At 71.9% G+C, this 15078-nt stretch carries 11 protein-coding genes; 4 read left to right on the top strand and 7 right to left on the bottom strand.

Going from position 1 to position 15078, the window contains the following annotated elements; genetic code table 11:
- Nucleotides 1–118 precede the first annotated feature (118 nt).
- The gene (locus tag ABTW72_RS16100) at nucleotides 119–3022 is read right to left on the bottom strand and encodes a glycoside hydrolase family 9 protein (protein WP_350859398.1); all 2904 of its coding nucleotides are present in this window, start codon (nucleotides 3020–3022) and stop codon (nucleotides 119–121) included.
- Nucleotides 3023–3453: 431 nt separating this feature from the next.
- On the opposite strand from ABTW72_RS16100, the gene ABTW72_RS16105 reads away from it, so the two are divergent.
- Nucleotides 3454–5019, top strand: coding sequence for an aldehyde dehydrogenase family protein (locus ABTW72_RS16105; protein ID WP_350859401.1), 1566 nt, complete (start codon nucleotides 3454–3456; stop codon nucleotides 5017–5019).
- Between the two features lie 76 nt (nucleotides 5020–5095).
- Nucleotides 5096–5494: a VOC family protein gene (locus ABTW72_RS16110; RefSeq protein WP_350859404.1), complete on the top strand. Its 399-nt coding sequence runs from the start codon at nucleotides 5096–5098 to the stop codon at nucleotides 5492–5494.
- A gap of 8 nt (nucleotides 5495–5502) precedes the next feature.
- Here the strand turns inward: ABTW72_RS16110 and ABTW72_RS16115 are convergent, their stop codons facing one another.
- The 3 genes from ABTW72_RS16115 to ABTW72_RS16125 all read right to left on the bottom strand — a co-directional run bounded on the left by ABTW72_RS16115 (nucleotide 5503) and on the right by ABTW72_RS16125 (nucleotide 8835).
- Nucleotides 5503–6567, bottom strand: a complete 1065-nt coding sequence (locus tag ABTW72_RS16115; RefSeq protein ID WP_350859407.1) for a GNAT family N-acetyltransferase — start codon at nucleotides 6565–6567, stop codon at nucleotides 5503–5505.
- Nucleotides 6568–6673: 106 nt separating this feature from the next.
- On the bottom strand, nucleotides 6674–8071 hold the full coding sequence (locus ABTW72_RS16120; protein WP_350859410.1) for a DM9 repeat-containing protein: 1398 nt from the start codon (nucleotides 8069–8071) through the stop codon (nucleotides 6674–6676).
- Nucleotides 8072–8133: 62 nt separating this feature from the next.
- Nucleotides 8134–8835, bottom strand: coding sequence for an ACT domain-containing protein (locus ABTW72_RS16125; RefSeq protein ID WP_350859413.1), 702 nt, complete (start codon nucleotides 8833–8835; stop codon nucleotides 8134–8136).
- Nucleotides 8836–8987: 152 nt separating this feature from the next.
- Between ABTW72_RS16125 and ABTW72_RS16130 the strand changes: the two genes are divergently transcribed.
- Together ABTW72_RS16130 and ABTW72_RS16135 are read left to right on the top strand one after the other, a co-directional pair.
- Nucleotides 8988–10067: a phosphotransferase family protein gene (locus ABTW72_RS16130; protein ID WP_350859416.1), complete on the top strand. Its 1080-nt coding sequence runs from the start codon at nucleotides 8988–8990 to the stop codon at nucleotides 10065–10067.
- Nucleotides 10067–11287: an acyl-CoA dehydrogenase family protein gene (locus tag ABTW72_RS16135; RefSeq protein ID WP_350859419.1), complete on the top strand. Its 1221-nt coding sequence runs from the start codon at nucleotides 10067–10069 to the stop codon at nucleotides 11285–11287. Before ABTW72_RS16130 ends, ABTW72_RS16135 begins: the two co-directional genes overlap by 1 nt.
- Before the next feature lie 399 nt (nucleotides 11288–11686).
- Here ABTW72_RS16135 and ABTW72_RS16140 read toward each other — a convergent pair whose 3' ends face one another.
- The 3 genes from ABTW72_RS16140 to ABTW72_RS16150 form a co-directional block, all read right to left on the bottom strand.
- Complete coding sequence (locus ABTW72_RS16140; protein ID WP_350859422.1) at nucleotides 11687–12733, bottom strand: LacI family DNA-binding transcriptional regulator; 1047 nt, start codon at nucleotides 12731–12733, stop codon at nucleotides 11687–11689.
- 82 nt (nucleotides 12734–12815) lie between these two features.
- Nucleotides 12816–14237 (bottom strand): GH1 family beta-glucosidase, encoded by a 1422-nt coding sequence (locus ABTW72_RS16145; protein WP_350859425.1) that lies wholly within the window; start codon nucleotides 14235–14237, stop codon nucleotides 12816–12818.
- Nucleotides 14234–15076, bottom strand: coding sequence for a carbohydrate ABC transporter permease (locus ABTW72_RS16150; protein WP_124853396.1), 843 nt, complete (start codon nucleotides 15074–15076; stop codon nucleotides 14234–14236). Before ABTW72_RS16150 ends, ABTW72_RS16145 begins: the two co-directional genes overlap by 4 nt.
- Nucleotides 15077–15078: the final 2 nt, after the last annotated feature.

Raw genomic sequence — 15078 nt, forward strand, 5'->3', positions numbered from 1 at the left:
GCCCGGAATCCCGCCGACCTATCCCACCCGGGTCCGCTGGCGAGTGCCGGGCGTCGCAGATCTTGGACAGTTACCGTCCCGGCGGAACGGTAACTGTCCAAGATCTCGTCGCGGCCGGTCAGGCGATGGTGCAGGGGGTGTTGTTGACGGTGATGGCGGTCGGTTTCGGGTTGGCGCCGCTGTACGTGCCGTTGAAGCCGAAGCTCACCGACGCGCCCGCCGCGATCGTGCCGTTGTAGGACAGGTTCGTGGCGGTGACCGCCGCGCCACTCTGGCTGATCGCCGCCGACCAGCCCTGGCTGACGCTCTGCCCACCGGGGAAGCTGAACCGCAGGGTCCAACCGTTGATCGCGGTGGTGCCGGTGTTGGTGATCGACACGTTGGCGGTGAAGCCGCCGCCCCAGTCGGTGGTGGCGTACCCCACCGTGCAGGTGCCGCCGACCGGCGGGGCCGCGGTGGTCACCGCGACCGGTGTGGACGCCGCGGAGGTGTTGCCGGCCGCGTCCACTGCCACCACGTAGAACTGGTACGCCGTCGAGGCGGTCAGCCCGGTCACCGCCTGGGTGGTGCCGGTCGGCGAGCCGACCAGCGCGTCGGTGGCGCCGGCCTCGCGGTAGACCCGGTAACCGGTGACGCCCACGTTGTCGGTCGACGGGGTCCAGGCCAGGGTGAGCCCGGTGGCGGTGACGGCCGAGGCGACCGGCGTGCCGGGGGTGCTCGGCGCTGTGGTGTCGGCGGTGCCGGCCGGTGGCGTGGTCACGCTGAGCTTCGGCGAGGCGGCCGACTCGTTGCCCGCGCCGTCGCGCGCCACGATGGTGTACTCGAACGTCCGCTCCGGCAACAGCGTGGTGATGGTGATCGAGTTCTCGGTGACCCGTCGGGTCGCCACCACGTCGTTACCGACCATGAACTCGCGGACGTCGTACCCGGCGAGGCCGCTGCCGCCGCTGTCCGTGGACGGCGCCCAGGTCAGGGTGACCGTGCGGGGGCCGAGGTTGGACGCCACGGGAGTACCCGGGACGGTCGGCTTGGTGGTGTCCGGTACGACCGGGCCCGGCTCCTCGCCCCAGATCCGGGTGGCGCCGGAGTACAGCGGCACCTTCCGGTTGGGCCCGGCGGTGGCCTGGTACGACGGGTCGTTGGTCGGGTCCCAGGTGCCGCCCTCCGGCACGCCGATCTTGAACTGGACCTCCATCCGGTGCTGCGACTGACCCGCCGGGGCGATGGTGTGCCCGGTGCAGTCCACCTCGACGTACCAGATGTCGCCGCTGAACTGCTTGGCGGTGGTCGGGGACGGGCAGCCCTGGGTGTAGCCGGCGGTGACCTGCACCGGGCCGGTGCCGTCGGGCCGGAAGTAGTAGCGGAACCGGCCGTCGGTCAGCGCGCGGGCCGGGAACGCGGACTTGTTGTAGACCATCACCTTGAGCCCGGTGGCCCGAGGTTCGGCCTGCGTCACGGTGGTCTCCACGGTCAGCTCGTCGATGTCCGGCGTCTCGGCGACCGGGAAGTTCGCCAGCGGCGTGCCGCCGTACTCGGAGGTCAGCCGGACCAGCGCGGACGTGAAGCCGGCGTTGTAGTCGGTGGCCACCTCGTTCATCACGTAGTCCGAGCGGCTGTCGCTGTACGCGTCGTTGGCCGAGGACGGGCCGCCGACCAGCGCGCCGTAGAGGGTGTGCCGGGTCTCGACAGGCACGGTCTGGCTGTCCCACCAGGAGCCGTGTGCGGTGCGGTGGTGCGGGTTCTTCGGCGAGTTGGCGCCGAACCCGATGACGTAGCTGGAGTTACGGGGGTTGTCGCCGAGCGCGTAGTTGATCTGCCGGACGGCGAAGTCGTGGTAGCGCGCCTTGCGGGTGGTGTCGGTGGTCTTGTCGCTGTAGACCAGCGCGGCGAAGGAGGTGTTCGCGGCGTAGCGCAGCGCACCCCAGGAGTCGAGCACCGCCATCCCGCCCGGCGAGTACGGCACCCGCTGCCCGTTCACCCCGACGGTCCAGTAGTCCAGCCACCGGTTGGCGTCGTCGACGTACTTCTGCTTACCGGTCAGGTTGGCCAGCAGCACGTACGCGCCGAACTGCTTGTTGTCCCAGGCGATGGTCCACTTGTAGGAGCGGGTGGTGGACTGGTTCTCGGTGCCGAGCTTGTCGTACTCACTCTCGGCCTTGGCCAGGTAGCTGGCCTCGCCGGTGGCCCGGTGCAACCAGATCGCGGCCCAGACCAGCTCGTCCTGCCAGCCGCTCCACGAGCGGTAGAAGCTCGTGGCGTCGGTGATGCACTCGTGGTAGGCCTTCCGCACCGTGTCGGCGAAGGTGTAGAGCTGCCGGGCGTGGCCGAGCAGTTTGTCCGCGTAGGCGGCGTCGGTGGGCCGGAACACCATCGAGGACGCGGCCATCGCGGCCGCCGTCTCCCCTGCCAGGTCCGCGCCACCACAGCTCGCATCGATCTTGTACGCGGGCCGCGCCATCGGCATCACCTCGGCCGGACCCCACCACTTGTGGTCGTCGTCGCCCTTGCCGACCTGTCCGTAGAGGACGTTGGCCGACGGGTGCGCCTTGATGAAGTAGTCGTTGACGAAGCGCAGGTTGTTGAGCAGGTGCGGCAGTTGCCCGGAGGCGGTGTAGCCGCTGCGGTACTCGACAGCGCCCCAGGCGAGCATTGTGGCGCTGAACGCCATCGGGAAACCGAACTTGACGTGGTCGCCGGCGTCGTACCAGCCGCCGGTGAGGTCCACGCCGGCGCTGGCGCCGTCGGTGAGCGCGCTGTCTCCGCGCCAGGAGACCCGGTTCCAGTCGGGCAGTCGACCGGACTGCTGCGCCTCGTAGAAGAGCAGCGACTTCTGCAACGCCTCGGCGTAGTTGTAGGTCGCCGCCGGGGCGGCGGCGGCGGGACCGGACGGTGGCGCGGTCACCGCGAGGGACGCGCCGGTGAGCAGCGCGACGCCGAGGGCCAGCAGCCGCCGCGGCCAGGGCTGGTCGGCGGCCGGCGACCGGCCGGGCTGGCCGCTGAACGGCCGGGTCAGGTGGCGCATGGCGGACTCCTGTCGGAGGCGCCGCCAGCGGTCGCACCGACGCGGGACGGCGTACGGGCGGCACGGCCACCGGCGACAGCGGGGTGGCGGTGGCCATGGGTCATGGAAGCGCTCCCATGGATAACCGACAATGTAATGGGCGGGTCGCTGGTTGGGAAGCCTGCCGATGGGGGCCGATGCGCGCGGCGCCGCTCCCGTACTCGCGAGTAACCATTGCGGAGCATTTCACACCATCGATGCGTGTCGATTCTTGCTCGACGTTTACGCAGCTCAAGCGGAAAGCGTCCGAAGACACCACCGCACCGTTCGAGCGCTTCGGCGGCCAGCCAGACAAACGTACTGTTGCTGACCCACTACCAAGCGCGAGACAGTACCGCTCACCAGCGGTGCCGTAGACGCCGCCGCTCCCTGGTCAACCCTGAGGAGAAGCGATGGCACTACGACTCGCAGACGGCACCGCCTGGACCGACACCCTGGCCCGCGCGGTGGCCGCCACCCCGGAGGCGTTCGGCGCCGAGGTCGACGGCGTCACCACACTGCACAACCTGGTCGAGGGCGAATGGCGGGCGGTCGGCCAGCCCGCCCCGGTCCGCACGCCGGTGGACAACACCGTCCTCATCAACCTGCCCCGGGTCGACGCGACCACCGCGCGCGCCGCGGTCGCCCACGCCGCCGACGCGCACCGGACCTGGGCCCAGACCCCGCTGACCGACCGCAAGGCCCGGGTCGCCGAGGCCCTGGACTCGCTCACCGACCACCGCGACCTGCTCGCCCTGCTGCTGGTGTGGGAGATCGGCAAGCCCTGGCGGCTGGCCTGCGCCGACGTGGACCGGGCGCTCGACGGCGTCCGCTGGTACGCGGGCGAGATCGACCGGATGCTCGCCGACGGCCGCCAGCCGCTGCCCGGCCCGGTCAGCAACATCGCGTCGTGGAACTACCCGATGAGCGTGCTGGTGCACGCCGAGTTGGTGCAGCTCCTGGCCGGCAACGCGGTCATCGCCAAGACCCCGTCCCAGGGCGGCGCGGTGTGCCTGACCGTCGCGCACGCGCTGATGCGCCGGGCCGGGCTGCCCGCCACGCTCGTCTCCGGCAGCGGCGGGGAACTGTCCGAGGTGCTGGTCCGGGCACCCGAGATCGGCGCGGTGGCGTTCGTCGGCGGCCGCTCCAACGGCGGCAAGGTGGCCGCCGCGCTGCTCGACAGCGACAAGCGGCACTTCATCGAGCAGGAGGGTCTCAACGCCTGGGGCATCTGGAACTTCTCCCAGTGGAACCTGCTCGCCACGCACCTCAGGAAGGGCTTCGAGTACGGCAAGCAGCGCTGCACCGCGTACCCCCGGTTCGTGGTGCAGCGCGACCTGGTCGACGAGTTCCTCGACATGTACCTGCCGGTCGTCCGCTCGGTCCGCTTCGGTCACCCGCTCGCCGTCGGCGACGACTGGGCCGCCGGTGACTTGCTGCCCGAGCTGGACTTCGGGCCGCTGATCAGCGCCGCCAAGGCCGACGAGCTACGGCGCACCGTCGACGAGGCGGTCCGCGGCGGCGCGATCCCACTGCACCGGGGCAAGCTCACCGGCGCGCCGTTCCTTCCCGGGCAGGACACCTCGGCGTACGTGGCGCCGTCGGTGCTGCTCGCCCCGCCCGGACGATCCCGGCTGATGCACGCCGAGCCGTTCGGGCCGGTCGACACGATCGTCGTGGTGGACACCACCGATGAACTGCTGGCCGCGATGAACGCCTCCAACGGCGCGCTGGTGGCCTCGCTGGCCTGCGACGACACCGACGAGGCCGGCAAGCTCGCCGTGGACCTGCAGGCGTTCAAGGTGGGCATCAACAAACCGCGTTCACGCGGTGACCGGGACGAACCGTTCGGCGGCCGGGGCGCCTCCTGGAAGGGCGCGTTCGTCGGCGGCGACCTGCTGGTGCAGGCCGTCACCGTCGGCGGAGACAGCCGGCTCTACGGCAACTTCCCCGACTACAACAGCTACCCCGCCACCTGAGCACCGGAACCGGAGAGGCCCCCTTGTGGACGCTCGCGGCGCACAAGGGGCCCTCGTCGGCGCGTACCGTCGGGAGATGGCATTGATCGCGCAGCTTTCCCTGGGCGTGTCCGACGCCGAGCGGGCAGGAAGGTTCTGGGCCGCGGCCCTCGGCTACCGTCGCCGCGAGCCCCGATTCACCGGCGACGAGTGGATCGTTTTGGAGCCGCCGCCGGGGGTGTCGGGCGCGGCCCTCGCGATGGACCTCAGCGAGAGCCCCGTGCCGGAGTTCCCCCGGCTCCACCTGGATCTGGACGCCGGCGACCGACCCCTCGACGAGGAACTCGACCGACTGCTCGCCCTCGGCGCGCGGATCGTCGACTGGCGGCACTATCCCACCGATCCACACCCGACCGAACCGCCGTACGTGGTGCTCGCCGATCCGGAGGGCAACCGGTTCTGCGTCTCGGGCCGCCGCGAGCCGCCCAGGGCCTGAGCAGGGCCCTAGACGAACGCGCTCCTCCGGTCCGCCCTCGCGGCGGCAGCGAGCGGGACGGTGAGGGTGAGCAGCCCCCCGTCGCGCTCCGTCGCGGCGGGCCGGCCCAGCCGGTGCAGCGTACGCAGCATCGGGTCGTTGGTGGCCTGCACGTGCAGCACCAGCGCCGCGTAGCCGGACCGGTCGGCGTGCTGGGCCACCCGGCGCAGCAACGCCGAGCCGAGCCCGCGCCGCTGCCAGTCGTCCCGCACCAGCAGCGCCACCTCGGCCTCGTCGCCCTCGCCGAGCAGGTTCGCCATGGCGACCACCGACTCGGCCATACCGTCGGAGCCGGTGGTGCTGGCGATCAGCGTCAGCCCTCGGCTCGGCTCCAGCAGTCGACGCAGGCGGGCCGGCTGCGGCAGCGCCGCACCGCCCAGGTAGCGCCGCTGCCGACTACGCGGTGAGCACGCCTCGTGCAACTCCACCACACCGGGCAGATCGTGGGCGCTGGCCGGCCGGACGGCCACCTCCGCGCCGTCGGGCAGCACCACTGTGACCTGTTCGGCGGCCCGGCGCGCCACGGTGGCGGCCAGCTCGACCAGGGCCTGCGCCCGCGCGTACTCCGCCGGGGTGAAGTCGGGCGCGGCCCGGCGCAGCGCGAACGAACCGCCCGCCGGGTCGGCCAACAGCATGTCGGCCCCGGTGATCCCCCGTTCGCCGCCGACCGACGCTGGTCGCCAGCTCACGACGTCGGCAGCGAGCAGGGTCCGCAACGCCTCGCCCGTCGCGTCCGGGTCACGCACCAGCCGGTTGGCCAGCCCGAGCACCCGGGTGGGCTGGTCGGCCAGACCCCGCGCCTCGCTGCGCGCCACCCAGCAGTCCCGGCCCCGACCACGCTCGACGGCGGCGATCAGCTCCGCCTCGTCGAGCGCGTCCGGCGCGTCGACCAGGAAATCGTCCACCGCGCCCTGCTCGGTGGGCTGCACCTGCACGGTGAGGATGTTGACCCCACGCAGCGCGAGGCTCGCCGTGAGCACCGACAGGTAACCCGGTCGGTCGTCCACCGTCGCTCGGATCCGCCACAACGTCATGGTTGGCTCCCTTCCCCGGGTACCACCCTCGTCCCCCGCTGTTGCCGCCCGATTGCCCGGCGGTGACGGGTTGCGCTCGGGCCGATGTCCCCGCCCGGGTCCGCCGCTACTCGGGGCGGCCGCGGTAGCCGATGGGGCCCTCCCCGACCCGCTGGTAGGTGCCCAGGAACCCACCGTCGCCGAAGGCGACAGTGCCGTTGTTACCGCGCAGGTCCCGCCAGGCCAGCCTGGTGACCGGGCGGCCGGCCACGGCCACCGAGAGGAGCAGGTCACCCGAGCGGTGCCACCCGCCGGACCAGCCCTCCTGCGTGGAGAAGCGCCAGGCCTCCTTGGCGTCGGTGTCGCGCTGGGTCAGCCGGCCACGGAACTCCGTCGGCTTCCCGCCCGGCCGCCGCCGCCAGCCGTAGAAGGCGGCCTGCTGCTTCTCGAACGTGATCGCGTACTCGGCGCCGGACTCGTCGGCCCAAGCCACCTGATCGAGGACGGCCTGCTCGCCGCGGTCGATGAAGATGGTGATGTCGCCGGCGTCGCTGGCGTACCGCAGCACCGGCTCGGCGATCGCCCGCCGTTCGAGGGCCAGGCCCGCCTGGTCGTGTGCGTGCATCGGGTCGATCGTCACCCGGTACAGCCACAGCGTGCTGCGGGCGTCGACACCGCTCTCGATGCGCAGCGTGTTGCGGCCGGCCGTCAACTCCTCGGCCGGCACCGCGAAGACCAGCCGTTGCGGGAGCCCACCGCCGTTGGGGATCCGCAGGCGGTTGGCCAGCGGCCTGCCGTTGAGGCGAACGGTGAGCGGGGCGTACCCGGGCGCCCGGGAGAGCATCGACGCGAGCGCGCGGATGGCGACGCAGGCCTCGCTGACGACGGCCGGGTCGGGCACGTCGAACTCCAGCTCGACCGACCCGCCGGCGCCGATGGCCAGGTGGTCGCCGGCGGCCGAGGAACGGTCGACGCCGGTGATCGTGACGTTCCCGACGCGGGGCGGCTCGGTGCCGAAGTCGGCGTAGGTGGGGTCCATCTGGATCCCGGGCCGCCGCCCGCTCGCCGGCGCGGCAGCCGGCGGCCGCAGCAGCACCTCGTAGGCCCGGGCGGCACGCTCGGCGTTGCCGTATCCGATGTTGGCGGCGCCGAAGGCCGGCCGCACCTTGCCGATGTGCAGGGCGCCCGCCGCGACCGCCGCGCGGGCGACGTAGAGCGGTTCGCCGTCACCCTCGCGGCCCGCCGGCAGCGCGTCAGCGGGCACCGCGCCACCGGACGCGATGCCCCAGACGCCGTGGTCCATCAGCACCTCGTACTCGTCGACGCGGACCTCCGCGCCGGCCCAGGTGGTCTTGGCGGCGCCGAAGGCCGGGCGGACCTCGCCCGGGTGCACGCCGCCGCGCATCCGGACGCGGCACACCCACAGGGGCTCACCGTCCGCCTCGTACCCGTGCGGTACCGCGCCCGCCGGGATCGAGCCACCGCGGGCTGCCTCCCATCGATATCCACCGAAAACCGAGTCCATTCCGGAGAGACTAGATCAACAGGTTCGGACCTCACGGACCACCGAACCCGGCGGGTGGCGGCTCAGGGATTGACGGTGACCGGCGGTACGCCGACCAGGTCCAGCCGGTCACCGAGGATCACCGCGCAGGCGCGGACGAGCTGGTTGAGCCGATCCACCTCGGTGCTGTGGAACGCCGCGGCGCTGAGGGTCTCGCTGCGCTCACGGGCCACCACCAGCACCAGGCCCGCCCGGCCGAACGGCGTGATCGCGTGATGAGTGCCGTCGGGCGTGGTCGTCGACCGGCCGCGCAGCGGGGTCACCTCCGGCAACCGCGGGGGTACGGGGGCACGCCAGCTCGCGTACCCCACGGTCGCCCCGCCGCCCCCGCTCCGCGAGGCCCAGTCGACAGGCACCACGGCGGCCACGGCCCAGTCGGCGGCCAGCAGCCCCGGCACCGCGTCGACCAGGGTGGCAAGCCCGTCGGCGGGGTTGGCCGCGACCTGGGCCAACAGCTCCGCGTCCTGGCCGGTGGTGGTGGGCGCGCCGATCGCCCGCCACACACCGTCCACCCGCACGCCCGGTATCGCCGCGAGGCCAGCCAGCAGCCGTTCCACCCGCGCTGCGCCCGGCCAGACGACAGTGAAGTCGTCCACCGCGCGCCCGCCGAGCCGTTCGAGGACCACCACCTGGACGATGTCCGCCCCGGAGACGCCCAAGGTGCGGGCGACCTGACCGAGGGTGCCCGGACGGTCCGGCAGGGTGACCCGAACTCGCAGCAACATGTCTGTCCCTCCGCTCGGCGGGCCGGCGAAAAGAGCGGCCGGCAGGCTGATCCCCAGCCTGCTAGTTGACCATTTCGTCCCTGTTGCAGGGGCATGTCCCGAGCGGAAATTCTGACCTTGACAACGTGAGCGGGCTGCCATCAACTAGTCGGATGAGCGATCCGGCCGTCGACGCGTCACGGCCGGCGGCCGTCCCGGCCTCCCCGGCAGGGCTGGACCTGGACCGACTCGCCGACCATCTGGCGCAGCACCGACCCGAGCTGGCCACCGGGCCGCTACGGGCCCAGCTGATCGCGGGCGGCAAGTCCAACCTCACCTACCTGCTGCGTATCGGCGACCGCGAAGTGGTGCTGCGCCGCCCACCGCTGGGGCACGTGCTGGCGACCGCGCACGACATGGCGCGCGAGTTCCGGGTCATCTCGGCGCTGGCACCGACCGACGTGCCGGTCCCGGGCGCGCTGCTGCTCTGCACCGACCCGGAGTTGATCGGCGCACCGTTCTACCTCATGGAGCGGATGCCCGGCGAGGTGTTCCGCACCCGCGCGCAGACCGACCCGCTGGGCGACGAACGCCGCCGGGCCCTCGCCATGGCGATGATGGACACGCTCGCCGCGCTGCACAGCGTCGAGCCGTCCAGCGTCGGTTTGGCTGACTTCGGCCGCCCAGAGGGCTACCTCGCCCGGCAGGTCCGCCGCTGGGCCGGGCAGCTCGACCGCTCCCGCAGCCGGCCGCTGCCCGGCATCGACGAGCTGCGTGACCTGCTCGCGGCGACCGCCCCGGAGGGCGCGAACGCCGGCCGGATCGTGCACGGCGACTACCGGCTGGACAACCTCCTCGCCTCGGCCGACCCGGTCACCGTGCACGCGGTTCTCGACTGGGAGATGGCCACCCTCGGCGACCCCCTCGCCGACCTGGGGCTGCTGCTGACGTACTGGGACGTGCTGGGCGGCAGCGACACCGCCGCTGGCAACCCCGTCGCCGACGGGCTCGGCCCGCGCGCCGGCTTCCCCACCGGCAGCGAGCTGATCGACAGGTACGCCGGACGCAGCGATGTCGACGTCGGTCCGCTGCACTGGCACGTGGCGCTGGGCTGCTTCAAGCTCGCGGTGATCTGCGAGGGCATCCACTACCGCCACACGCTCGGGCAGACGCTCGGCGAGGGCTTCGACCGGATCGGCGAGATGGTGGCACCGCTGGTCGCGCACGGGCTGACCGCCGCCAGGGAGCGGTGATGGACTTCTCATACGACAGCCGGACCGAGGAGCTGCGCGACGAGCTGACCCGGTTCCTGACCGAGCACGTCTACCCGGCCGAGGCCGTGCACGCCGAGCAGGTGGCCGCCGGGGACCCGTGGTCGCGTACCCCGGTGTTGGGCGAACTGAAGGCGGAGGCCCGCAAGCGCGGCCTGTGGAACCTCTTCCTGCCCGACCCGCGCTACGGCGCCGGCCTGACCAACCTCCAGTACGCCCCCCTGGCCGAGCTGACCGGGCGCAGCCCGCACCTCGCGCCGGAGGCGGTCAACTGCGCGGCACCGGACACCGGCAACATGGAGCTGCTCGCCGAGTTCGGCTCGGAGGCGCAGCAGAAGCGGTGGCTGATGCCGCTGCTGGAGGGTGAGATCCGCTCGGCGTTCTGCATGACCGAGCCGGACGTCGCGTCCTCCGACGCCACCAACATCGCCACCCGGATCACCCGTGACGGCGACGAGTACGTGATCAACGGACGGAAGTGGTGGTCGTCCGGGGCCATGGACCCGCGCTGCGAGATCTTCATCGTGATGGGCAAGACCGACCCCACCGCCGACCGGCACCGCCAGCAGAGCATGGTGCTGGTTCCCCGGGACACCCCCGGGGTGACAGTGCGCCGGGGCATGACCGTCTTCGGCTACACCGACGGCTCCCACGGTGGGCACGCCGAGATCGACTTCACCGACGTCCGGGTGCCCGCGGAGAATCTGATCGGCGCCGAGGGCACCGGCTTCGCCATCGCCCAGGCCCGGCTGGGGCCCGGCCGGATCCACCACTGCATGCGATTAATCGGAATGGCTGAGCGGGCATTGGAGCTGCTCTGCAAGCGGGCGAACGAACGGATCGCGTTCGGCCGACCGCTGGCCGAGCAGGGCGTGGTCCGGGAGTGGATCGCCGAGTCCCGCGTCCGCATCGAGCAGGCCCGGCTGCTGGTGCTCAAGACGGCCTGGCTGATGGACACCGTGGGTAACAAGGGCGCGCACACCGAGATCCAGGCCATCAAGATCGGCACGCCGGCGATGGCGGAATGGGTGATCGACAAGGCCATCCAGGGCTACGGCGGCGCCGGTGTCAGCCAGGACACGCCACTGGCCGCCCTCTGGGCGCAAACCCGCACCCTGCGCCTCGCCGACGGCCCCGACGAGGTGCACCGCAACTCCCTGGCCAAGCGCGAACTTCGCCGCTGGGCCCCCACCCCCGCCTGACCACCGGGCAACAAACCTGCCCCACCCACCCACCTGCCCTGCGCCCCCGCACGCCCGGGCCCCGCACGCCCGCCCGCCCGCCCGCCAAGATCGCGCTCGATCCTGGATGTAGTGGTGTGCGGCCGCCGGGAGGCCACTAGATCCAGGATCGAGCACGATCTTGCCCGGTCAGCCTTCTGATCATGAGGTTGACGAGCCAGGATGCCGGAAATGTCCAGGCCAAATCCATGATCGACCGGGGCGTGCGCGGGCGCGCCGTGCGCGGGCGCGCCGTGCGCGGGCGCGCCGTGCGCGGGCGCGCCGTGCGCGGGCGCGCCGTGCGCGGGCGCGCCGTGCGCGGGCGCGCCGTGTACGGGCGCGCCGTGTACGGGCGCGCGGTGTGGGTTTCTGGGGGGTGGGTTAGGCGGAGGCTCGGTGGACCAGTTGGGTGTCCAGGAGGATGTGGGAGGCGGGTAGCTCCTCGCCACGGATCCGGGCCACCAGCAGGCGGGCCATCTGCCGACCCATCTCCTCCACCGGCTGGAAGACCGTGGTCAACGGCGGTTCGGCCTGTCGGGCGATGGTCGCGTCGTCGAAGCCGATCACCGCGACGTCCTCGGGTACGCGGCGGCCGGCCTCGCGCAGGGTACGCAGCGCACCGAACGCCATCAGGTCGGACGCGACGAAGACCGCGTCCAGGTCCGGGCAGACCTCCAGCAGCCGGCGCATTCCCGCCGCGCCGCTGCCCTCGCTGAAGTCGCCGTACGCGATCAGGTCGGGGTTGACGCTGGCGCCGGTGGCCTTGACCGCGTCGGTGTAGCCGGCCAACCGGGCCAGGCCGGCACCCATGTCCTGCGGACCGGCGATGGTGGCGACACGTCGCCGCCCCTGCCGCGCCAGGTACTCCACGGCCTGCCGGGCCCCGCCAACGTTGTCCACGTCGACGAACCAGGCCGGTTGGGCGCCGGGTTGCAGCATCCGGGCGGGCCGACCGCCGAGCACGGCGGGCAGGCCGCGTTCCTCCAACAGTGTCGGCAGCGGGTCGGAGTCGTGCAACGACAGCAGCAGTACGCCGTCGACGTGCTGGTTGGTGAGGTGGTGCTCGACCCGCTCCCGTTCCACCGGCGACTGCGCCATGGCCAGCCAGAGCTGCATCGGCGTCTCCAGCAGCCCGGAGCTGATCCCCCGCACGATGCTGGCGAAGAACGGCTCGGTGAAGACCCGCTCGCCGGATTCGGAGACCACCAGCGCGACGGAGTCGGTCCGCTGGGTGACGAGCGCACGGGCGGCCCGGTTCGGCACGTACCCCAGTTCTGCGATGGCCTGTTGGACGGCGGCCCGGGCCTCCGGGCTGACCTGGGGCGAGCCGTTGACGACGCGGGAGACCGTGCCCCGACCGACGCCGGCACGCGCCGCGACCGCGTCGAGGGTCGGGCGCCCGAGCGAGCGGGTGCGCTGCGTTGTCATCGTCTGCTCCTCCGACGGCGGGCGGACCCGGCGCCACCTGCGAGAGGTGGACGCCGGGGCCGTCCTGATGGCTGGCCCGAGCCTATTGTGCGGCCAGACCGTTGCGCCGGATCACCGAGGCGTACCACTTGGCGCTGGACTTGGGGGTGCGGACCTGGCTGTCGTAGTCGACGTGGATCATGCCGAACCGCTTGGTGTAACCCCAGGCCCATTCGAAATTATCCATCAGCGACCAGGCAAAGTATCCCCGCAGAGGCACTCCGGCGTCGATCGCCTCGTGGGCGGCGCGCAGGTGGGCGTCGAAGTAGGCCAGCCGATCGACGTCGTCGACCTGCCCGTCGACCACCGAGTCGACGAACGCGGAGCCGTTTTCGGTGACGTACAGGGGCAGGTCGGTGTAGCCGTTCACCCGGCGCAGCGTCTCCGTCAGGCCCGGGGCGTCGATCTCCCAGCCCATGTCGGTGACCGGGACGCCGCGGGTGACGAACCGGACGTCCTCGCTGCCCGGCCAGCACGAGGGGGCCGGGTCGGCCTCCACGCCCTCGACCGGCGCGGCGACCACGTGCCGGCTGTAGTAGTTGACCCCGACCAGGTCCAGCGGCGTGGAGATGGTCGCCAGGTCGCCGTCGCGCACGTGCTCGAAGTCGGTCACCGTGCTGAGGTCGGCCACCAGGTCCTCCGGGTACGACCCGCGCAGCAGCGGGTCCAGGAAGAACCGGTTGGCCAACCCGTCGATCCGCCGGGCGGCGTCCCGGTCGGCGGGACTGTCACTGGCCGGGTCGACCGGGTAGAGGTTGACGGTCACGCCCACCTCGGCGGCCGGCCGGGCGGCCCGCAGTGCCTGCACGGCCAGGCCGTGACCGAGCATCAGGTGGTGCCCGGCGCGCACCGCGTCCGCCCCGTTGGTGCGGCCGGGGGCGTGCACACCGGAGCCGTAGCCGAGGAACGCGGAGCACCACGGCTCGTTCAGCGTGGTCCAGTAGCGCACGCGGTCGCCGAGCGCGTCCGCCACAAGGGTGGTGTAGTCGGCGAAGCGGGCCGCGGTGTCCCGCGCCGGCCAGCCGCCGGCGTCTTCCAACGGTTGCGGCAGGTCCCAGTGGTAGAGCGTGAGCCACGGCTCGATGCCGTTGGCCAGCAGCTCGTCCACCAGTCGCCGGTAGAAGTCCAGGCCAGCCGGGTTGGCCGCGCCGGTGCCGGTGGGTTGCACGCGGGACCAGGAGACCGAGAAACGGTACGACTTCAGGCCCATCTCGGCCATCAACGCGACGTCGTCGCCGAGGCGGTGGTAGTGGTCGCACGCCACGTCCCCGGTGTGCCCGGCGACGACCCGCCCCTCGGTGTGGCTGAAGGTGTCCCAGATCGACGGGGCACGGCCGTCCACGGCCGCCGCTCCCTCGATCTGGTATGCCGCCGTCGCGGCCCCCCAGAGGAATCCGGGTGGAAAGGTCAGCCCGGGGCGCTCGTCGAGGACGTCGACGGCGGGTGGGCTGGCGGGGTTGCTCACGACTTGACGGCACCTTCCATGATCCCGCCGATGATCTGGCGGCCGAACACGAGAAAGACGATTACCAGGGGGATGGTGCCGATCGCCGTGGCGGCGAACACCTGGGAATAGTCGGTGTAGTAGGCGTACGAGAGGAAGGAGAGCGAGACCTGCAGGGTCGGGTTCTCCGGGGTGAGGATGGCGTACGGCCAGAGGAACGAGTTCCAGGTCTCCATGAAGGTCAGCAGACCGAGGACGCCGGCGGCAGGACGCAGCGCCGGCAGCACGATGCTCCAGTAGATCCGGAACGTGCTCGCTCCGTCGACGCGGCCGGCCTCGATCAGCTCGTCGGAGATCGCCTGGCTGGCGTACTGCCGCATCATGAACACGCCGAAGGCGGTGACCAGGAACGGCACGGTGACCGCGTAGAGGGTGTCGTACCACCCCAGGTCCTGCATCATGCCCCAGAGCGGGATGAGCCCCATCTGGGTCGGGATCATCATGGTGACGATGATCGCCAGCAGGAGGGCGTTGCTGCCGCGGAACTTCAGCTTGGCGAAGGCGAACCCGGCCAGCGAACCGGTGAGGACCACCGAGACGGTGACCACCGAGGAGACGATGATCGAGTTCATCATGCCGGTGAGGAAGTTGGCGGCGTCGTTGTCGAGCACCCGCCCGAAGTTGTCACCGAACGCGCCACCGGGGGTCAACGGCGGCGGTACGTCGTTGATGTTGTCCAGGCTGCGAGTGCCGATCACCAGCATGTAGTAGAACGGGTAGATCGACAGCAGCGCCGCCAGGACAAGCGCCAGGTAGGTCAGCGGGCTGGTGCGCCACAGGCGCTGGGAAGCCGAGATCATCG

This window comes from Micromonospora sp. NPDC127501 (assembly GCF_040302185.1).
Classification (GTDB): domain Bacteria; phylum Actinomycetota; class Actinomycetes; order Mycobacteriales; family Micromonosporaceae; genus Micromonospora.